General features: G+C 61.6%; 18 protein-coding genes and 1 pseudogene. 16 read left to right on the forward strand and 3 right to left on the reverse strand.

The features are described 5' to 3' along the window. Positions 1-15: 15 nt before the first annotated feature. From phoR to J9885_RS03780, 14 genes are all read left to right on the forward strand, one after another. A complete protein-coding gene (phoR, locus tag J9885_RS03715; protein WP_210548134.1) occupies positions 16-1311 on the forward strand; it encodes a phosphate regulon sensor histidine kinase PhoR in 1296 nt (431 codons plus the stop codon). Between the two features lie 248 nt (positions 1312-1559). Continuing rightward, a complete protein-coding gene (locus J9885_RS03720) occupies positions 1560-2534 on the forward strand; it encodes a phosphate ABC transporter substrate-binding protein PstS family protein (RefSeq protein ID WP_043758844.1) in 975 nt (324 codons plus the stop codon). Positions 2535-2687: 153 nt separating this feature from the next. Beyond that, a complete protein-coding gene (locus tag J9885_RS03725; RefSeq protein ID WP_210548135.1) occupies positions 2688-3503 on the forward strand; it encodes a M48 family metallopeptidase in 816 nt (271 codons plus the stop codon). Next, on the forward strand, positions 3491-3997 hold the full coding sequence (locus tag J9885_RS03730; protein WP_210548136.1) for a GNAT family N-acetyltransferase: 507 nt from the start codon (positions 3491-3493) through the stop codon (positions 3995-3997). The genes J9885_RS03725 and J9885_RS03730 overlap by 13 nt, the downstream gene beginning before the upstream one ends. Positions 3998-4107: 110 nt before the next feature. After that, positions 4108-5010 (forward strand): ROK family protein, encoded by a 903-nt coding sequence (locus tag J9885_RS03735; protein WP_210548137.1) that lies wholly within the window; start codon positions 4108-4110, stop codon positions 5008-5010. Between the two features lie 42 nt (positions 5011-5052). Beyond that, complete coding sequence (locus J9885_RS03740) at positions 5053-5778, forward strand: copper homeostasis protein CutC (protein WP_210548138.1); 726 nt, start codon at positions 5053-5055, stop codon at positions 5776-5778. A gap of 155 nt (positions 5779-5933) precedes the next feature. Then, positions 5934-6545 carry an FKBP-type peptidyl-prolyl cis-trans isomerase gene (locus J9885_RS03745; protein WP_043758853.1) on the forward strand — a complete coding sequence of 204 codons (612 nt, stop codon included), beginning with the start codon at positions 5934-5936 and terminating at the stop codon, positions 6543-6545. Between the two features lie 147 nt (positions 6546-6692). Next, complete coding sequence (locus J9885_RS03750) at positions 6693-7574, forward strand: ABC transporter ATP-binding protein (protein WP_210548139.1); 882 nt, start codon at positions 6693-6695, stop codon at positions 7572-7574. Between the two features lie 76 nt (positions 7575-7650). Continuing rightward, on the forward strand, positions 7651-8664 hold the full coding sequence (locus tag J9885_RS03755; protein WP_210548140.1) for an ABC transporter permease: 1014 nt from the start codon (positions 7651-7653) through the stop codon (positions 8662-8664). After that, on the forward strand, positions 8661-8960 hold the full coding sequence (locus tag J9885_RS03760; RefSeq protein WP_081843642.1) for a DUF2845 domain-containing protein: 300 nt from the start codon (positions 8661-8663) through the stop codon (positions 8958-8960). Before J9885_RS03755 ends, J9885_RS03760 begins: the two co-directional genes overlap by 4 nt. A 467-nt stretch (positions 8961-9427) precedes the next feature. Continuing rightward, complete coding sequence (locus tag J9885_RS03765; protein WP_210548141.1) at positions 9428-10447, forward strand: amino acid ABC transporter substrate-binding protein; 1020 nt, start codon at positions 9428-9430, stop codon at positions 10445-10447. A 60-nt stretch (positions 10448-10507) separates the two neighbouring features. After that, positions 10508-11695 (forward strand): amino acid ABC transporter permease, encoded by a 1188-nt coding sequence (locus J9885_RS03770; protein WP_246876789.1) that lies wholly within the window; start codon positions 10508-10510, stop codon positions 11693-11695. A 9-nt stretch (positions 11696-11704) separates the two neighbouring features. Next, a complete protein-coding gene (locus J9885_RS03775; RefSeq protein WP_210548142.1) occupies positions 11705-12799 on the forward strand; it encodes an amino acid ABC transporter permease in 1095 nt (364 codons plus the stop codon). Between the two features lie 13 nt (positions 12800-12812). Further along, positions 12813-13556, forward strand: a complete 744-nt coding sequence (locus J9885_RS03780; RefSeq protein ID WP_043758863.1) for an amino acid ABC transporter ATP-binding protein — start codon at positions 12813-12815, stop codon at positions 13554-13556. Between the two features lie 34 nt (positions 13557-13590). Here J9885_RS03780 and J9885_RS03785 read toward each other — a convergent pair. Then, a pseudogene (locus tag J9885_RS03785) lies at positions 13591-14320 on the reverse strand (IS1595 family transposase). 235 nt (positions 14321-14555) lie between these two features. Here J9885_RS03785 and J9885_RS03790 point away from each other — a divergent pair. Continuing rightward, on the forward strand, positions 14556-15101 hold the full coding sequence (locus J9885_RS03790) for a hemerythrin domain-containing protein (RefSeq protein ID WP_210548143.1): 546 nt from the start codon (positions 14556-14558) through the stop codon (positions 15099-15101). A gap of 94 nt (positions 15102-15195) precedes the next feature. Here J9885_RS03790 and J9885_RS03795 read toward each other — a convergent pair whose 3' ends face one another. Both J9885_RS03795 and tal read right to left on the reverse strand, forming a co-directional pair. Then, complete coding sequence (locus J9885_RS03795; protein WP_043762059.1) at positions 15196-15375, reverse strand: DUF3545 family protein; 180 nt, start codon at positions 15373-15375, stop codon at positions 15196-15198. Between the two features lie 191 nt (positions 15376-15566). Next, the gene (gene tal, locus J9885_RS03800) at positions 15567-16517 is read right to left on the reverse strand and encodes a transaldolase (RefSeq protein WP_210548144.1); all 951 of its coding nucleotides are present in this window, start codon (positions 16515-16517) and stop codon (positions 15567-15569) included. Between the two features lie 726 nt (positions 16518-17243). Between tal and J9885_RS03805 the strand changes: the two genes are divergently transcribed. Then, on the forward strand, positions 17244-18674 hold the full coding sequence (locus tag J9885_RS03805; RefSeq protein WP_043762056.1) for a sodium:alanine symporter family protein: 1431 nt from the start codon (positions 17244-17246) through the stop codon (positions 18672-18674). Positions 18675-18707: the final 33 nt, after the last annotated feature.

Consider the following 18707-nt stretch of genomic DNA (forward strand, 5'->3'; position numbering starts at 1 on the left):
CTCTAGGAGACCTGAATGTTGCAACCTTACGCCTGGCGGCGACAGTTGTGGCGAATGGCGTTCTTCTACGCCCCCTTCGTCTTGGTAGGTTGGTTAATCGATCATCTCGCGCTCTGCCTGCTGGTGGCGACCGTGCTCCATCTGGGCTGGCACTATCGCTTCCAGAAGCGGCTGTCGGATTGGCTGTGGCACGATCGCAGCCTGGTCCCCCCCCATGGCAGCGGTAGCTGGGAATACATCTTCAACGGCATCTACAAGTTGCAGCAGCGCCACCGTGCCCGTCGCCGGGAGCTGGCGGGTCTTATCCGCCGTTTCCGGGAGGGGGCAGAGGCGCTGCCCGACGCCGCCGTGGTGTTTCGCACCGACGGCAGCATCCTCTGGTGCAACCGGCTGGCGGAGCAACTGCTCGGCTTTCGCTGGCCGGAGGACGCCGGCCAGCACATCGGCAACCTCATCCGTCACCCGGCCTTTGCCGCCTACCTCGGCAAGGGGCAGTACGACGAACCGTTCGAGATGGCGTCCCCCATCAACGAGGAGAAATTCCTCGAGTTTCGCATCATGCCCTATGCCGAGGATCAGGCCATGCTGGTGGTGCGGGACGTGACCCGGCTGCGCAGCCTGGAGAAGACCCGCAAGCACTTTGTCTCCAACGTCTCCCACGAGCTGCGCACCCCCCTCACCGTGCTCAAGGGCTACCTGGAGATGACCGAGGAGCCGCCGCCGCCCGCCATGTGGGCCAAGGCGCACAGGGTGATGATGGAGCAGACCATCCGCATGGATAACCTGGTCAACCAGCTGCTTACCCTGTCACGCATCGAAGCCGCCCCCACGGTGGATCTCTCCCACCTGGTGGACATGCCCGCCATGCTGGGGCTGCTGGAGCAGGAGGCGCGGGCGCTCTCCGGCGAGCGGGGCCACGAGATCGTGTTCAACGTGCAGTCGAACCTGTTCGTGCGCGGGGATCAGGATCAGCTGCGCAGCGCCGTCTCCAACCTGGTCTACAACGCCATTCACTACACCCCAGCGGGACGCAAGATCACCGTGGAGTGGCGCAAGCAGGGGCAGATGGCGCTCTTCGGGGTGCAGGACGAAGGGGAGGGGATTGCCCCCGAGCACCTGTCGCGTCTCACCGAGCGCTTCTACCGGGTGGACAAGGCACGCTCGCGTCACACCGGGGGGTCCGGGCTCGGCCTTGCCATCGTCAAGCATGCCCTGAGCCATCACGATGCCCAGCTGGAGATAGAGAGCCGTGTCGGGGCGGGCAGCCGCTTCAGCTTCCTCATTCCCGCCCGCATGGTGGTGATTAAATAGCCTTTCACAGCAATGGGTTAGCAACGAAAGGAGGGCTGCGTTCGCAGCCCTCCTTGCATTTGTGCAAAACCTTGCTCATGTCATTAAAGTGTCACATTAAATCCATAAATTTGTCACTGCCAGGTCAGATACTGGCGCCGTTTCAAGAACGGACCTTCTGTAACTGTGGAGAGGGTGATCGGGTTTGAACCATGTATCGACGTCATACTGACGATTGCCTTCTGCAACCTTGGACTTGGAGAGATTGGATGAAACTCAACAAACTGGCTGGTGTCATCGGATTCACCGCTGCAACCCTGTTTTCTGTCAGCGCACTGGCCTACGGTGTCGACAAGGATCTGCCGGAATACGCACCGACCAGCGGCATCTCGGGCAACCTGTCCTCTGTCGGCTCGGACACCCTGGCCAACATGATGACCCTGTGGGCCGAAGAATTTAAGCGCATGTACCCCAACGTCAACGTGCAGATCCAGGCCGCCGGTTCTTCTACCGCGCCTACTGCCCTGACTGAAGGCGTCGCCCAGTTTGGCCCTATGAGCCGTGCCATGAAGGCCGGTGAAGAGGAAGCTTTCGAGAAGCGCTACGGCTACAAGCCGACCGCTATCCGCGTCGCGGTCGATGCCCTGGCGGTGTTCGTCAACAAGGACAACCCCATCAAGGGTCTGACCATGTCGCAAATCGACGCCATCTTCTCCAGCACCCTCAAGTGCGGCGAACCTAAGGCAGCCACCAAATGGTCCGATCTGGGTCTGGATGGCAGCTGGTCCGGCAAGGATCTGCAGCTGTTCGGTCGCAACTCCGTGTCCGGCACCTACGGTTACTTCAAGGAGCACGCCCTGTGCAACGGTGACTTCAAGAGCGGCGTGAACGAACAGCCGGGCTCTGCCTCCGTGGTGCAGTCCGTCTCCTCCTCCCTGAACGGCATCGGCTACTCCGGCATCGGTTACGTCACTTCCGGCGTGCGCGCCGTGCCGCTCTCCAAGGATGGCAAGACCTTCATCGAGGCGACCTCGGACAACGCCATCACCGGCAAGTACCCGCTCTCCCGCTTCCTGTACGTCTACGTGAACAAGCATCCGAACAAGCCGCTCTCCCCGATGGAGCAGGAGTTCGTGAAGATGATGCTCTCCAAGGCGGGCCAGAGCATAGTGGCGAAGGATGGCTATGTGCCGGTACCGGCCAAGGTGGTGCAGGCCGACCTGAAGAAACTGGGCATCATGTAATCACTCATGTCCCAGCAGCAAAAACGAGCCCCAAGCGGGCTCGTTTTTATTTTGGCGCCCTGGGATCTTTTTGGTCGCAGGGCGCGGTTGCTGGCTTGCACCGGACGGCGGCATTTCCGAAAATAGGGCAACTTCATGGTTAAGGACCTTTTCATGCGTGCCTCCTCCCTGTCCCTCTTCGCCCTGACAGCCCTGTGCAGCGCCCTGCTGGCAGGTTGTGCCCAGTCGCCGACCGGCCGCAGCCAGATGCTGCTCTTCTCCCCCCAGCAGATGAGCCAGCTGGGGGCCGACTCCTTCGAGCAGATGAAGCAGCAGGAGAAGGTGAGCAAGGATGCCAGGATGAATACCTATGTCTCCTGCGTGGCCAGGGCGGTGACCGCCCAGGTGCCCGCCAGCTATGGCATCACCAGCTGGGAGGTGGTGGTGTTCGACTCCAAGGAGGTCAACGCCTTCGCCCTGCCCGGCGGCAAGATCGGCGTCTACAGTGGCCTGCTCAAGGTGGCCAGGAATCAGGACCAGCTCGCCACCGTCATCGGTCACGAGCTGACCCACGTGCTGGCCCAGCACTCCAACGAGCGTCTCTCCCGCGACCAGCTGACCGGTCTCGGGCTGGCGGTGGCCGATGCGGCCATCGGCAGCAGTAGCAGCCTCGGGGGGGCGGCCACCATGGCGGCCCTGGGTCTCGGGGTCCAGGTGGGGATCGCCTTGCCTTATGGCCGGACCCAGGAGAGCGAGGCGGACAGGCTCGGTCTCGAGCTGATGGCGCGCGCCGGTTTCAACCCGGCCGAGGCCATTCCCCTGTGGCAGAACATGAGCGCCGCCTCCGGGGGCAAGGCCCCGCCCCAGCTGCTCTCCACTCACCCCAGCGACCAGAGCCGGATCGCGGAGTTGCAGGCCCAGCAGGGCGAGGTGCAGCCCCTGTATCAGCAGGCGAGAGCCTCAGGGCTGGTACCCCAGTGCAAGGCATAACGCTGCGCCTGGCCCGGGCTGCCGACGCCGCCGCCATGACGGTGATGCAGCGGGCCAGCTGGCTGGCGGCCTATGGCGGCGTGCTCGGCAGCGACATGCTGGCCCAGCTCGCCGTCACCGATCATCTTCACATCTGGCGCCAGCGGCTCGCCGAGGCCGGCCCCATCCCCATGCTGATCTGCCGGGACGAGGTGGTCATCGGCCTGCTCTACTGGCAAACGTCCGTGGAAGAGGGGCTGATGATGGCGCGCATCCGGGCGCTCTATCTTCACCCGGATCACTGGCGTCAGGGCCATGGCAAGCGGTTGTGGCAGGCGGTGGCGGTGCAGATGCGCCGGGCCGGCTGCGAGTGCGTCAGGCTCTGGCTGCTCGACGGCAATCACATCGGCGAGGGATTCTACCTGCGCCGCGGCTTCGTGTTCGACGGTCAGGAGCGTACTCTGACCAGCCTTGGCCAACCTTGCCAGCAACGACAAATGTTCCGCTTGCTTTGATCTCTCTCCCGTTTTTCGCCCCAGGTCACTTTATTTTTTTTGCGAATTAATACAATGTGCCCCATCTGGACAGACTGGGGTGGACGGGTCCACCGGCAAGGGAGTGTGGCATGTATTACGGATTTGATATCGGTGGCACCAAGATCGCGTTCTCGGTGTACGACGGCGCCCTGGCTCTCTGCCATGAGGAGCGCATGAGTACGCCGGGCAACGACTATCAGGCGCTCCAGCAGGCAATCCGTGAGCGAGTCGAGGCGGCCGACGTGCGTTTTGGCGTGAAGGGGGCCGTGGGGATCGGGTTTCCCGGCATCCTCAATCGTCTCGACGGAAGCATAGTGGCGGCGAACCTGCCCGCCATTCACGGTCGTCACCTGGGGGCGGATCTGGCCGAGCTGCTGAGTCGTCCGGTCAGGGTGGACAACGATGCCAACTGCTTCCTCTGGTCCGAAGTACACCAGGGAGCGGCCGAGGGGGCCGACAGTGCGCTGGGCGTCACTATCGGTACCGGGATAGGCGGCGCCGTCTATCTGGCGGGGCGCCTCATCCAGGGGCGCAACTGGCTGGCCGGCGAGATTGGCCACTACCCGCTGCCGGCCACCATCCTGATGAAATACCCCGACCTGCCCCGTCCCCGTTGCGGCTGCGGCCGTCTGGTCTGTTTCGAGACCTACGCCTCGGGCACCGGCCTGGAGCGGCTCTATCACCACTTTCGCGGGGAGCGCGCCAGCGGTCACCAGATCGTCGAGCGTGCCGAGGCCCGGGAGCCTGCGGCGCTCTCGACCATCGACTGCTGGCTGGAGATCCTGGCAGCCGGCATCGCCACCGCCATCTCGGTGATCGATCCGGACGTGGTGGTACTGGGGGGAGGCCTCAGCGTCCTGCCGGCCCTGTATGAAGAGCTGCCCAAACGCCTGCCCGGCCATCTGCTTCCCGGCGTCGCCCTGCCCGAGATCCGCGAGGCCCGCTTTGGCGGGGCCGGCGGTGTGCGTGGGGCCGCCCTGCTCAATCTGTGAGATCGGACCGCGGGTCTGATCTCCCCGAATCAAGGAGTCATCATGACCCGTCTTGAAATCTGTATCGACAACCTGGAATCCCTGTTTACCGCCCAGGAGGCCGGTGCCGATCGCATCGAGCTCTGCTCCGCCCTGGGCCTCGGCGGCCTGACCCCCTCCTACGGCTTCATGCAGCAGGTGGCACGCCATGCCACCGTGCCCGTCTACGCCATGATCCGTCCCCGTGCCGGCGATTTCTGCTTTGGCGACGACGAGTTCGAGATCATGCTGCAAGACATCGCCGCCGCCCGCGCCGCCGGCCTGCAGGGGGTCGTGGTCGGCCTGCTGGACGAAGAGGGGCGGGTGCCCGCCGCCAGGCTCCGCCAGCTGGTGGCGGCGGCCGGGCCGCTCGGGGTCACCTTCCACCGCGCCATCGATCTCTGCTCCGACTGGCGCGCCGATCTGGAGGTGATCGTGGCCGCGGGTTGCGAGCGCATCCTGAGCTCGGGCCATGCGCCGACCGCGCTGGCAGGGCTCGAGACCCTGCAGGCCATGCAGCAGGCGCTGGCGGGCCGCGCCAGCCTGATGCCGGGGGCCGGGGTCAATGCCGACAACGTGCGCACCATCATCGAGTTCACCGGGGTTAGCGAGGTACACATGTCCGGTATGGGCTGGCGTGGCGGCATGGTGCCGCATGGGGTCAACATGGGTACCTCGGACGACGGCCGCGTGAATATCACGGATGGCGCCAAGGTGGCCGCGGTGCGGGCCCTGATTGACCGGGCTTGAAGAAAGCACCTAAGCAAAATGTCGCCAGCCTGTTGCCCGCTTGTGTGAACTCTCTCCCACGGGCGGGCAAATCAGGGCTACCGCCCGCAGCACGGTGCCCAAAAGTCTGTTATCATCCCGTCTCTTTTACCATCAGGACCCGGAGCAATCTCTCAATGTCCCAATACGACTCTATCGAACAGAAGGCCAGCTACGGCATCGGCCGCAACATGGGTGATCAACTGGCGCAGCAAGCCTTCGCCGGTCTGGATATCCCGGCCCTGCAACAAGGTCTGGCAGATGCCCTGAACGGTCTGGAGTTCGCGGTCAGCCGTGACGATATCAACGATGCCTTCCAGGTCATCACCGCCCGCATGCAGGAAGAGCAGGAAGCTGCCGCCAAGGCCGCTGCCGCCGAAGGCGAAGCCTTCCTGGCCGACAACGCCAAGCGCGCCGAAGTGAACGTGACCGACTCCGGTCTGCAGTACGAAGTCATGGTTGAAGGCAACGGCGCCGTGCCGGTGGCCGGTCAGTCCGTGCGCGTGCACTACCACGGTACCTTCACCCACGGTGGCGTGTTCGACAGCTCCGTCGCCCGCGGCCAGCCGGCCGAGTTCCCGGTGACTGGCGTTATCGCCGGCTGGGTAGAAGCCCTGCAGCTGATGCCGGTTGGCTCCAAGTGGAAGCTCTACATCCCGCAGGATCTGGCATACGGTGCCCGTGGCGCCGGCTCCATCCCGCCGTACTCCGCTCTGGTGTTCGAAGTGGAACTGCTGGACATCCTGTGATCCGGCTGACGTGATGAAAACGGCGACCCCAGGGTCGCCGTTTGTTTTTGTGCGCTTCTCCGCCCTCTTCGCAATGGGCTTTGTGTCTGCGCGGGGGATTTGGATATAGTCAGAGCGTCGCCATCCGGCCGCGCGAGGAGAGACGCCATGGCAGCCATCATCGAGGTCGTCGATCTCGTCAAGCACTTCCCCGGCGTCAGGGCGGTGGACGGGCTCAGCTTCGCCATTCCTGCCGGCTGCTGTTTCGGCCTGCTCGGTCCGAACGGGGCGGGCAAGACCACCTGCATCGAGTTGCTGGAGGGGATCCTCACCCCGGACAGCGGCGAGATCCTGTTTCACGGCGCGCCGCGGGGCCCCGATTACCGCTCTCGCATCGGTATCCAGTTCCAGCACACGGCGCTGCAGGACTTTCTGACGGTACGGGATACCCTGCGCCTGTTTGCCAGCCTCTACCCCAATCCTCTGCCGCGGGAACTGCTCATCGAGCTGTGCGCCCTGGGCGAGTTCATCGACAGGGACAGTCGCAAGCTCTCCGGTGGTCAGCGTCAGCGCCTGCTGCTGGCCCTGGCCCTGCTCGGCGACCCCGAACTGCTGTTTCTGGATGAACCCACGACGGGGCTGGATCCCCAGGCCCGCCACCATTTCTGGGAGCGTATCGAGGCGATCAAGGCCCAGGGCAAGACGGTGGTGCTCACCACCCACTACATGGATGAAGCGCAGCAGCTGTGCGATCAGATTGCCATCGTCGATCACGGCCACCTGCTGAGCCTGGATACCCCGGGGGCCCTGCTGGCCCACCACTTCGACGGCGTGCTGGTGCGCCTGGCGGATCACCCGGCCCTGGCCGGGCTTGGTTACCCCCTGCGCCCGGCGGGCGATCAGGTGGAGCTGAGCTGCCCCGACGTGGCGGCCTTGCTGCCGCGGCTGCTGAGCCTGGGCGTGCCGCTCACCGGCATGCAGGTGCGCTCCCCCAATCTGGAGGATCTCTTCCTGCACCTGACCGGCCATAGCCTGCGGAGCGGCGCATGAAGAGGCGCATTTGCTGTGAGGGGGGAGGTGTGTGCCAGGTGGTTGCCCGACGGGTGTCAGGTGCGAGGATCAGAAGATGACGGGAGCCATCAAGCGCATCGGCGCGCTCTTTTACGCCAGAACCCTCGAATTCGTGCGCGATCGGGCCGCCCTGGTGTGGAACCTGGTCTTCCCGCTCTTGCTGGTGATCGGCTTCTCCCTCATCTTCTCGGGTCCCCCCAAGCCGCTGGTACAGATAGGGGTGGTGGGGGTTCTGCCTGCCACCTACGCTCCCCTGCACGATGTCCCGCTGCTCAGGGTCATCCACTATGACGAGGCGGAGAAGGGGCGGCTCAAGGTGCGCCACCATCAGCTGGACCTGCTGATCTCGCCGGGGGAGGGGCGCTACTGGATCAACCCGGATGCTCCCCAGGGGGCCATGGCCGAATACCTGCTGCACCAGGCGGTGCCCGTGCCGCTGCACAGGGAGGCCCTGAGGGGCAGAGCCATCCGCTACGGCGACTGGTTGCTGCCCGGGGTCATCGGCATGAACCTGATGTTCTCCGGCCTGTTCGGCGTCGGCTTCGTCATCGTGCGCTATCGCAAGAACGGGGTGCTCAAACGGCTTGGCGCCACGCCACTCTCGGCCGCCGAGTTTCTCTGCGCCCAGTTGCTGTCGCGGGTGATGATTACGCTGGTCGTGAGCCTGCTGGTCTTTCTGGTGGCCTATTGGCTGCTGGATGTGCCCCTGCTCGGGTCTGGCTGGTTGCTGCTGCTGATCGCCCTGGTCGGCGGGACGGCCATGGCCTCCCTCGGCCTGCTCATCGCCGCCCGGATCCAGAACGAGGAGCTGGCGAGCGGTTTGCTCAATCTCATCAGCTTGCCCATGATGTTCTTGTCCGGCGTCTGGTTCTCGCTGGAGGGCTCTCCCCCCTGGTTGCAGGCCCTGGGGGCCTGTCTACCCCTGAGCCAGATCATCGAGGCGGCCCGCGCCGTGATGCTGGAAGGGGCGGGGTGGCAGGCGGTGGCGGGGAGTCTGGGTCAGGTCATGTTGTTTGCCCTGGCGTGTATCGCGCTGGGTTCGATCCTGTTCAAATGGAGTGCAAAATGAAACCGATTCTGTGGTTGCTGCTGGTGGCGGTCTTGCCCGTGCATGCCGGCACCCTGCGCTGCAAGAGCGCCTTGCTGACCGAGGGTGACACCACGGCCGAGCTCTTGATCCGCTGCGGCCAGCCCCTGCTCAAGGAGGATCTCACCCGCTACGAGGAGAACGGCTTCGGGGCGCGGATGACGGTCAAGTATGCCGAACGCTGGACCTACAACTTCGGCAAGAGCGAGTTCATGCAATTCGTTACCGTCGAGAACGGCGTCATCACCGAGATCGAAGACGGCCCCCGCGGCGGTTGAGCCCTCCCGACCCGGGGGAGCACGCCAAATGTGGCAATGTGGCTCCGGCCTCCCTCCCGGCTTGTGCCACCCTCGCCCCCACGTTTTCATGTTCTCTCCCCAGATTGCCCGATATTGGTTCATCCCCCCCAATGGTGGGCCCCGTGGGCAGAAATGTGAGCCTGATGAGTGAGTTGTCAGCGCGTTTTTATGCCCCATCCCGGTGCGCCCGATTTTTTTGCGAAAAATAATCCTCACACTACGAGGGGCTTTTAACAGCAGGCCATTTTGTAAATAAGGGTCTATTTTTGATTCTAAGAGTGCATATCGACCCGCTTGCCTATTTTGTGCTGTTGCACCAGATTTGGGCCGGTTTGCACCGATTGACAGGTTTTTGAGTCGCTCGATAAGCTGCGAAAAAGCAAGTAAATGAAGGCATCTTGCCAGGTTTTGGTGCCTATTTGAATCAAACCACAGGGAAGAGTGAGATGAAGCAGATACACAAGGCAGGTATGGTAATGGTGCTGTCGCTGGTGGCAGCCAATGCGTGGGCCGACGGCACACTGGATGCCGTCAAGAAGAAGGGATTCGTTCAGTGCGGGGTGGGTGATGGCCTGCCTGGCTTCTCCAATCCGGATGTCAAGGGCACCTGGACCGGTCTGGACGTGGACGTGTGCCGGGCTGTGGCTGCGGCTGTGCTGGGGGATGCCGGCAAGGTCAAGTATGTCTCCCTCACCGCCAAGGAGCGGTTCACCGCCCTGCAGTCCGGCGAGGTGGATCTGCTGTCGCGCAACACCACCTGGACCCTGACCCGGGACGGGTCGCTGGGTCTGACCTTTGCCGGGGTGAACTACTACGATGGCCAGGGCTTCCTGGTCAAGCAGTCCCTCGGGGTCAAGAGTGCCAAGGAGCTTGACGGCGCCGCCGTCTGCATCCAGTCCGGTACCACCACAGAGCTCAACCTGGCGGACTATTTCCGTGCCAATGGTGGCATGAAATATACCCCTGTGGTGTTCGATACCTCGGATCAGACCGTCAAGGGGTTCGAGGCGGGGCGCTGCGACGTGCTGACCTCGGATCAGTCCCAGCTCTATGCCCTCAAGATCAAGCTCACCAAGCCGGCGGAGGCCATGGTGCTGCCTGAGGTGATCTCCAAGGAGCCGCTGGGGCCTGCCGTGCGCCAGGGGGACGATCAGTGGTTCAAGGTGGTGCGCTGGAGTCTGAACGCCATGCTCAACGCCGAGGAAGCCGGGGTCACCAGTGCCAACGTGGACGAGATGCTCAAGTCCACCAACCCGGATATCCGCCGTCTGCTGGGACTGGAAGAGCCCAAGGGATCGGTGCTGGGGCTCGATGACAAGTGGGCCTACAACATCGTCAAACAGGTCGGCAACTACGGTGAATCCTTCGATCGCAACGTCGGCGCCGGCTCTCCCCTCAAGATCGATCGCGGTATCAACGCGCTCTGGAACAAGGGTGGCCTGATGTACGCGCCGCCCATCCGCTGAGTCGACAACAATCGGGGGGCAAGGCCCCCCATTTCCCCTGGCTTTGTCGGAGTCATCCTCATGGCGTTACACGCATCAAACCATAGGAAAGAACAGGGCCGCTGGTGGTATGACGCCAAGGTGCGGGCATTGATCTTCCAGTGCCTGGCCATCGCGGTCGTTGTCGGGTTCCTGTTCTACATCGTCAACAATGCCCTGACCAATCTGGCCACCCGTGGCATCACCACCGGCTTCGGTTTCCTGGGCAACACGGCGGGCTTCGGTATTCTGCAGAGCCTGATCCCCTATGACGAAACCTATACCTTCGGTCGTACCTTCGTGGTGGGGCTGCTCAACACCCTGCTGGTTTCCGTGCTCGGCATCCTGTTTGCCACCCTGCTCGGTTTCATGCTCGGGGTGGCGCGTCTGTCGCGCAACTGGCTGGTGGCGCGGATTGCGGCCGTCTACATAGAGACGTTTCGCAACATCCCGCTGTTGTTGCAGATCTTCTTCTGGTACTTCTCGGTACTGCGTACCCTGCCATCACCGCGCCAGAGCGTGGATCTGGGGGGGCTCGCCTTCCTCAACGTGCGGGGCTTCTATCTACCCAAGCCGGTGTTCGAAGAGGGATTCGGTTACGTGCTCTGGGCCCTGCTGATCGCCGTGGTGCTGAGCTGGGGACTGAGCCGCTGGGCACGGCGCCGTCAGGCCCTGACCGGCAGGATTTTCCCGTTCTGGCGCTGTGCGGCCGGGTTGGTCATTCTGCTCCCGGCCGTCACCTTCCTGCTGGCGGGCAGTCCGCTCAACTGGAGCGTGCCAGCGTTGCAGGGATTCAACTTCCGGGGAGGGATGACGGTCCTGCCCGAGCTTGCGGCTCTGCTGCTGGCGCTGACCATCTACACGGCGGCCTTCATCGCGGAGATAGTGCGCTCCGGCATCCTGGCCATCAGCAAGGGGCAGACGGAGGCCGCCTCCGCACTCGGGCTCTCTCCCGCCAAGACGTTGCGGCTGGTGATCATTCCCCAGGCGATGCGGGTCATCATCCCTCCCTTGACCAGCCAGTATCTGAACCTCACCAAGAACTCCTCGCTGGCCACGGCCATCGGCTATCCGGATCTGGTGTCTGTCTTCATGGGCACCACCCTCAACCAGACCGGGCAGGCCATCGAGGTCATCGCCATGACCATGGGGGTCTATCTCGTCATCAGTATCACCACCTCGGTGCTGATGAACATCTACAACCGCAGGATGACGCTGGTTGAGCGCTAGGGAGCTGTCATGTTCGTGAACGAATTGCAGGAGGCCCTGCCGCCTCCCAGCCATCGCCGGGGCCTGGTCGCCTGGCTCAGGCAGAATCTGTTTCCCAACTGGTGGAATGGCCTGTTGACCCTGGCGCTGGCCTATCTACTGCTGCCACTGATCTGGTCCGCCCTGGACTGGGCGCTGTTCTCGGCCACCTGGCAGGGGAACAGCCGTGAAGCCTGCGCCGAGGGAGGGGCGTGCTGGATCTTCATCGAGAGCCGGCTGGGGCAGTATCTCTATGGCTTCTATCCGGCCGATCAGTACTGGCGCATCAACCTGACCTTCGCCGGCCTGGCGGTGCTGCTGGCCTTGCTGATATGGCCCAAAACCCCGCGCAAGGGGTGGCTGGCGCTCTTTACCCTGCTGGTGTTTCCTGTCATCGCCTTTCTCCTCATCCATGGCGGTGCGGGACTTGAGGTGGTGGAGACGAACCGCTGGGGCGGGCTGATGCTGACCCTGGTGCTGGCGGTGGTGGGCATAGTGGTCGCCCTGCCGTTCGGCATCCTGCTGGCGCTGGGGCGTCGCTCCCACATGCCGGTCATCTCCAGTCTCTCCACCGTCTACATCGAGTTCTGGCGGGCGGTGCCGCTCATCACAGTGCTCTTCATGGCGTCCGTCATGCTGCCGCTGTTCATGAGTACCGAGGTGGAGCTCGACAAGCTGCTGCGGGCGCTCATCGGCATCATCCTGTTCCAGGCGGCCTATGTGGCCGAGGTGGTGAGAGGGGGGTTGCAGGCAATACCCAAGGGGCAGTACGAGGCGGGGGATGCCCTGGGGCTCTCCTACTGGAAGGTGATGGGGCTCATCATCATGCCCCAGGCCCTCAAGATCACCATCCCCTCGCTGGTGAACACCTTTATCTCCCTGTTCAAGGACACCAGCCTGGTGCTCATCATCGGGCTGTTCGATCTGTTGGCCATCTCCAAGGTGGCGCTGGCGGATCCGGCCTGGCTGGGGTATTCCACCGAGGCGTATGTCTTTATCGCCATGATTTTCTGGATGTTCTGTTTTGGCATGTCCCGCTACTCCATCTATCTGGAGCGCAAACTCAACACGGGCCACAAGCATTAGGAGTAGTTTCGAGATGAAAACGGACGCTGTCGTCGAACTGAAAGCAGTCAACAAGTGGTACGGTGAATTTCATGTGCTGCGCAACATCAACCTGCAGGTGGGCAGAGGAGAGAAGATCGTCATCTGCGGCCCATCTGGCTCAGGCAAGTCCACCATGATCCGCTGCATCAACCGGCTGGAGGAGCACCAGAGCGGACACATCCTGGTCAAGGGCACGGCCCTGACCTCGGATCTCAAGAACATTGAGGCGGTGCGCCGGGAGGTGGGGATGGTGTTCCAGCACTTCAACCTCTTCCCCCATCTGACCGTGCTGGAGAATTGCTGCCTTGCCCCCATCTGGGTCAAGCAGTTGCCGCGCAAGGAGGCCGAGGAGATCGCCATGAACTTCCTGCGCCGGGTCCGGATCCCGGAGCAGGCGCTGAAGTACCCGGGCCAGCTCTCCGGCGGCCAGCAGCAACGGGTCGCCATCGCCCGCAGTCTGTGCATGAACCCCCAGGTCATGCTGTTTGACGAGCCCACCTCGGCGCTGGATCCCGAGATGGTGCGCGAGGTGCTGGACGTCATGGTGGAGCTGGCCCACGAGGGGATGACCATGCTCTGCGTCACCCACGAGATGGGGTTTGCCAAGCAGGTGGCTGACCGGGTGATCTTCATGGACAGAGGGCAGATCATCGAGGAGAACGTGCCGGATCAGTTCTTCGACAATCCCCAGTCGGATCGGACCAAGCTCTTCCTCTCCCAGATCCTGCAGCATTGAGCACCCATCGGGTGCGATGTGCGCCATAAAAAGGCTATGTGCCGATGACGTGTTGTATGGGGCGCCCTGGCGCCTCATACGAGCACAGCCTGATGTTCACCTCCCTTCCGTACCGATCCAGCATCCTGCGCCAACCCAGATAATTTTTCAGGTAAGACGTCGCAACTCTGTGGAATCGCTCCATCCACTCCTTCAACCGCTGGTGATATCCGTTCACATGCTGGATGTGGTATGCCCATGCTTGGCTGCAACTGGCATACCCCCAGTGCCATCACTGCAGAGCACTGCATCGGGCGCGATGAGTGGTTGCAACATCGTGTTCATCGCTTGCGCATCCAGCTTTTCCAGCTGAAAGTCAGCTTGGTGGTCCGTCCGGTCTCGTACCACGATTGCGTCAGAGTCACTCGGTCCCGTTTTTATGAGGCGTCCTTTGCCACCCTGCTGCTTGGCGGGACGTGACCAGACAGGTTGGCCTCTCTGGCGGTGAGACCTTTGATTAGGGGGTTGGCATAGGTTTGCCAGCATTGGAGTTTTCTAATGCGCCCCAATAGAGTCCTTGTTAAGACGGAGCGGGCTCGTAAGCATTGTTTACAGTGGTAGCGCCTTAACCCCTGCTCCAGTCCCAAGGGGCGATCGGGCCTAGTTGGGCATGACAATAGAGACGAGCAGAGCAATCCAGTAGTAGGGTATTCATTGGGGGAACTGGGTTGCTGTAACTCACGCTGGGCGATATGCCGTTGTCGCACAGAGCGTTGTGGGAACACCCTAAGGAGATACTGGAAGGCTTGGTATCCATAAGGGAGCTCCCAAGGTGATGTTCTGCGCCAAGGCTAGCCTACCAAGATGCTATTAGGACTGAGCCTTATGCAAGTGGGGGTGGGCCGTGCAGGAATCCGGGCGTCCATTGTCTGCTGCCGACTTGATTGAGTGCAAAGTTCACGTAATAAATGACCGTATACTCGAGAGAGTATTCTTCTCAATTCAGTGCAAGGAGTGCCCATGTTATCGAGTCTGCACAAGGACCACATCAACATCACCCGGTTGCTGACGCTGCTCAGGCAGAAGCTGGTCGCCATTCGCAACGAGCAGCCGGTGAGCTATTTCCTGCTCAGGGATGTGGTGGACTACCTGAGGGAGGTATCCGACAAGTACCACCACCCGAAAGAGGACATGATTTACGAATACTACCTGAAGTACAGGGTCGTGGAGGGGGAGGTGGCGAACCGCCTGCATGAGGAGCACGCCCGCCTGCTGGATGCGGGCACTGAGCTCAAGGAGATGGTGGAGATGATCCTGATGGACGCGGTCATCCCGCTGGATCAGTTCACCGACAGGCTGGAGCAGTTCATCGCGCAGCAGGAGGCGCACATGAACTATGAGGAAGGGGTGATCTTCCCCCATCTGCGCGACTCCCTGACAGAAGATGACTGGCGCCACCTCGAACAGCTCTGGCAAAACCGGGCCATCAATGATCCCCTGTTCGGGGCCGAGGTGAGCCAACACTTCCAGGCGCTGGCCAAACAGCTCTCGCTGCCTGCCTCCTGAGTTCCCAACACCTGAAAACAACGCCCCAGCCAAGCCGGGGCGTTGTTTTCAGGTGTCCGCTCATCCGAGCATGACAGGGGCGAGCTTGCTGCGATCAGAGTTCCAGTTCGTCCGACCCCTCGTAGGCGATGTCGATGGCCTGCAGCTCCTTTTGCAGGCGGTGCTTGTCTTTAAGCGCCTCAATCTCACGCCATTTGCGTTTTTTTCCCGTTGTCCCGCGGCTACGTGAACCCAGCTCAACGACCTCGTCAAAATCGAAGTTGAACATGTCCATGGCTCCCTCCTTGGTTTTATGGTTTTCACCATCCGTATAACACGACGCCTTTGAAAATAAAACGTTTTTATGACGGAGTTGTGACAAGCGGGAACGGGGATAAAAAAACCGGGCTGCCCTTGCGGGAGCCCGGTTGTTATCGACCCGACAGCGGTGGCTGATGACGGATCAGATGGCCGCTATGGCGTCTGTCAGAGACGGCTGGCCAGCATGGTTTCCAGCTTGCCCTGGTCGACGGCGAACATGCGGATGCCTTCGGCCAGTTTCTCGACGGCCATGGCGTCCTGGTTCAGCTCCCAGCGGAATTCGGCTTCGCTCATCGGAGTCGGTTTGGCCTGACGCTCGCCGGTGTAGTCCAGCTTGCGCACCACGGCGCCTTCAGCCTTGCTCAGCTCTTCCAGCAGGGCAGGGCCAATGGTCAGGCGGTCGCAGCCGGCCAGTTCCAGGATCTCGCCGGTGTTGCGGAAGCTCGCACCCATGACCACGGTCGGGTAGTCATGCTGCTTGTAGTAGTTGTAGATGGCAGTGACGGAGACCACGCCCGGATCTTCGCTCGCGGTGTAGTCACGGTTGTGCTTGGCCTTGTACCAGTCGAGGATGCGGCCCACGAACGGGGAGATCAGGAAGGCACCGGCTTCGGCACAGGCACGGGCCTGGGCGAAGGAGAACAGCAGGGTCAGGTTGCACTGGATGCCCTCTTTCTCCAGCACCTCGGCGGCGCGGATCCCTTCCCAGGTGGAGGCCAGCTTGATCAGGATGCGATCGTTGCTGATGCCTGCTTCGTTGTAAAGGCGGATCAATTTGCGAGCCTTGGCGATGCTGGCGTCGGTGTCGAAGGAGAGACGGGCGTCCACTTCGGTGGAGATGCGGCCCGGGACGATTTTCAGCACTTCCAGACCGATGTTGACCGCCAGCTTGTCGCCCGCGTCGATGACTTGCTGTGCCTTGTCCTGGCTCTGGGATTTGGCCCAGTTGATGGCGTCTTCGATCAGGGGGGCATACTCGGGGATTTCGGATGCCTTCAACACCAGGGAGGGGTTGGTGGTGGCATCGATGGGCTGGTAACGCTTGATGGCTTCGATATCACCGGTATCGGCAACTACCGTGGTCAGGGCTTTCAGCTGGGTCAATTTATCGGCCATAGCAAATATCATCTCTTTATGAGGGAGCAATCCCAGGGGTTGCGGGCATGAGACGACAGTTCTGAAATAAAATTACAAAATCCCGGCGGCTCAGGCTCAGAAAGGCACGATGGGGGCGACCCATCGTCATTGCCTGCCTAATTAATACGGATGTGGCGCTTCCTGCAATAGGGGCGCTTGTATGGGAATCATCCAGGCGTGGGAAAGGGAGGGGAGGCTAAGATAAAAGTATTTGATAAAAAAGACTTTTATTGATTTTTCTGGGAATGGATGGCGGCTTTGGCAAACACAGTTTTTTTCATGGACTGTCAGTTTTGTGCGGCATGTCACATAAATATTATTGTCAGCTACTTGAAATTTAATTACGTGTAAAACGTTTTGCGTTTTCAGCCCCGAAAAGTGCGCACCGAAAGGCAAACGCTTGTCTTCTTGCCGACCCCCGGGTCTGCGCGCTTGGCCACCCCGGGGCGCGTGCACGTGTGGTTCTCTATTGCCCCCCTATTGAGGTTGCCCCCCATACTGAATCAATTTTTGTTGATTTTTTGCGTGCTTAATGAAGCTTTTTTGCGTCAAATCGCTCGTTTTTTGCCTCCATAGTGAGCTGCATCACTATTCTGAATTCCCTCGCTATGCTAGATTCCGCCCCTTCGGCGCAATGCTAATTCGGAAATTGACAGAGAGCGGTCAGCGCAGACTGACCATGGATGTGATAACAACGAGAGATTTATGGACACCTTGATTGCAATGATTAACGACCTGATGTGGGGAGCCGTGCTCATTTACCTGCTGATCGGGGTCGGACTCTTCTTTACCTTCCGCCTGGGTTTTATCCAGGTCCGCCACTTCGGCCACATGTTCTCGGTTCTGCGCAATAGCCGCAAATCCGACAGCGCCGGCATCTCCTCCTTCCAGGCCCTGTGTACCAGCCTGGCCGCCCGCGTCGGCACGGGCAACCTGGCCGGTGTGGCCGTCGCCATCTATCTGGGCGGCCCGGGTGCCGTGTTCTGGATGTGGCTGATCGCTTTCATCGGCATGGCCACCGCCTTCGTCGAGAGCACCCTGGCCCAGCTCTACAAGGTCAAGGATGAGGACGGTAACTACCGTGGTGGCCCCGCCTATTACATGGAGAAGGGGCTTGGCATGCGCTGGATGGGGGTGGTCTTCTCCCTCTGCCTGCTGCTGGCCTTCGGCTTGGTGTTCAACGCGGTGCAGGCCAACTCCATCAGCCTGGCCATGAACGTCGCCTTCGGCATCCCCGACTGGGTGAGTGGTCTGGCCCTGGTGGTGCTCTCCGGCCTCATCATCTTCGGCGGCATCCGCGGCATCGCCCGTTTCGCCGAGCTGGTGGTGCCCTTCATGGCGCTGGCTTACATCCTGATGGCGCTGTTCGTGGTGATCATGAATATCGGTGAGTTGCCCGGGGTTCTGGCTCTCATCGTCAAGTCTGCCTTCGGTATCGAGCAGGCGGGTTCCGGTGCCATGGGCTATGCCATCTCCCAGGCGATGATCAACGGCATCAAGCGCGGTCTCTTCTCCAACGAGGCGGGCATGGGCTCTGCCCCCAACGCCGCCGCGACCGCGACCCCCTATCCGCCCCATCCGGCTTCCCAGGGCTATGTGCAGATGCTGGGTGTCTTCCTCGACACCATCGTCATCTGTACCTGTACTGCGGCCATCATCCTGATGTCCGGTCAGTTCGAGCCGGGCTCCGGCGTGACCGGGGTCGAGCTGACCCAGCGTGCGCTCTCCTCCCAGGTGGGTGGCGGTGGCAACATCTTTATCGCTGCGGCCATCTTCTTCTTCGCCTTCACCTCCATCGTGGCGAACTACTCCTACGCCGAGACCAACCTGGTGTTCCTCGAGCACAACCACAAGGGCGGCCTGATGCTGTTCCGGATGTTCGTGCTGGGCATGGTGATGTTCGGTTCCGTGGGCGAGCTGCCGACCGTGTGGGCCCTGGCGGATGTCTCCATGGGGCTGATGGCCATCGTCAACCTGATCGCCATCCTGCTGCTCTCCGGCGTCGCCATCAAGCTGGCCAAGGATTACAACGACCAGCTCAAGGTGGGTCGTGTGCCCACCTTCGATGCCAACAAGTACCCCGAGCTGCGCAGCCAGCTGGAAGAAGGGATCTGGGACAACCCGCCCAAAAAATAAGAACGAGTGAGTCAGACCGACAAGGGGAGCCAG

Source organism: Aeromonas sp. SrichE-2G (genome assembly GCF_017939565.1).
GTDB lineage: Bacteria > Pseudomonadota > Gammaproteobacteria > Enterobacterales > Aeromonadaceae > Aeromonas > Aeromonas taiwanensis.

Coding starts and splice junctions, on each gene's coding strand:
- phoR (WP_210548134.1), top strand. CDS start 16: ATGTTGCAACCTTACGCCTGGCGGCGACAGTTGTGGCGAATGGCGTTC.
- J9885_RS03720 (WP_043758844.1), top strand. CDS start 1,560: ATGAAACTCAACAAACTGGCTGGTGTCATCGGATTCACCGCTGCAACC.
- J9885_RS03725 (WP_210548135.1), top strand. CDS start 2,688: ATGCGTGCCTCCTCCCTGTCCCTCTTCGCCCTGACAGCCCTGTGCAGC.
- J9885_RS03735 (WP_210548137.1), top strand. CDS start 4,108: ATGTATTACGGATTTGATATCGGTGGCACCAAGATCGCGTTCTCGGTG.
- J9885_RS03740 (WP_210548138.1), top strand. CDS start 5,053: ATGACCCGTCTTGAAATCTGTATCGACAACCTGGAATCCCTGTTTACC.
- J9885_RS03745 (WP_043758853.1), top strand. CDS start 5,934: ATGTCCCAATACGACTCTATCGAACAGAAGGCCAGCTACGGCATCGGC.
- J9885_RS03750 (WP_210548139.1), top strand. CDS start 6,693: ATGGCAGCCATCATCGAGGTCGTCGATCTCGTCAAGCACTTCCCCGGC.
- J9885_RS03755 (WP_210548140.1), top strand. CDS start 7,651: ATGACGGGAGCCATCAAGCGCATCGGCGCGCTCTTTTACGCCAGAACC.
- J9885_RS03760 (WP_081843642.1), top strand. CDS start 8,661: ATGAAACCGATTCTGTGGTTGCTGCTGGTGGCGGTCTTGCCCGTGCAT.
- J9885_RS03765 (WP_210548141.1), top strand. CDS start 9,428: ATGAAGCAGATACACAAGGCAGGTATGGTAATGGTGCTGTCGCTGGTG.
- J9885_RS03770 (WP_246876789.1), top strand. CDS start 10,508: ATGGCGTTACACGCATCAAACCATAGGAAAGAACAGGGCCGCTGGTGG.
- J9885_RS03775 (WP_210548142.1), top strand. CDS start 11,705: ATGTTCGTGAACGAATTGCAGGAGGCCCTGCCGCCTCCCAGCCATCGC.
- J9885_RS03780 (WP_043758863.1), top strand. CDS start 12,813: ATGAAAACGGACGCTGTCGTCGAACTGAAAGCAGTCAACAAGTGGTAC.
- J9885_RS03790 (WP_210548143.1), top strand. CDS start 14,556: ATGTTATCGAGTCTGCACAAGGACCACATCAACATCACCCGGTTGCTG.
- J9885_RS03795 (WP_043762059.1), bottom strand. CDS start 15,375: ATGGACATGTTCAACTTCGATTTTGACGAGGTCGTTGAGCTGGGTTCA.
- tal (WP_210548144.1), bottom strand. CDS start 16,517: ATGGCCGATAAATTGACCCAGCTGAAAGCCCTGACCACGGTAGTTGCC.
- J9885_RS03805 (WP_043762056.1), top strand. CDS start 17,244: ATGGACACCTTGATTGCAATGATTAACGACCTGATGTGGGGAGCCGTG.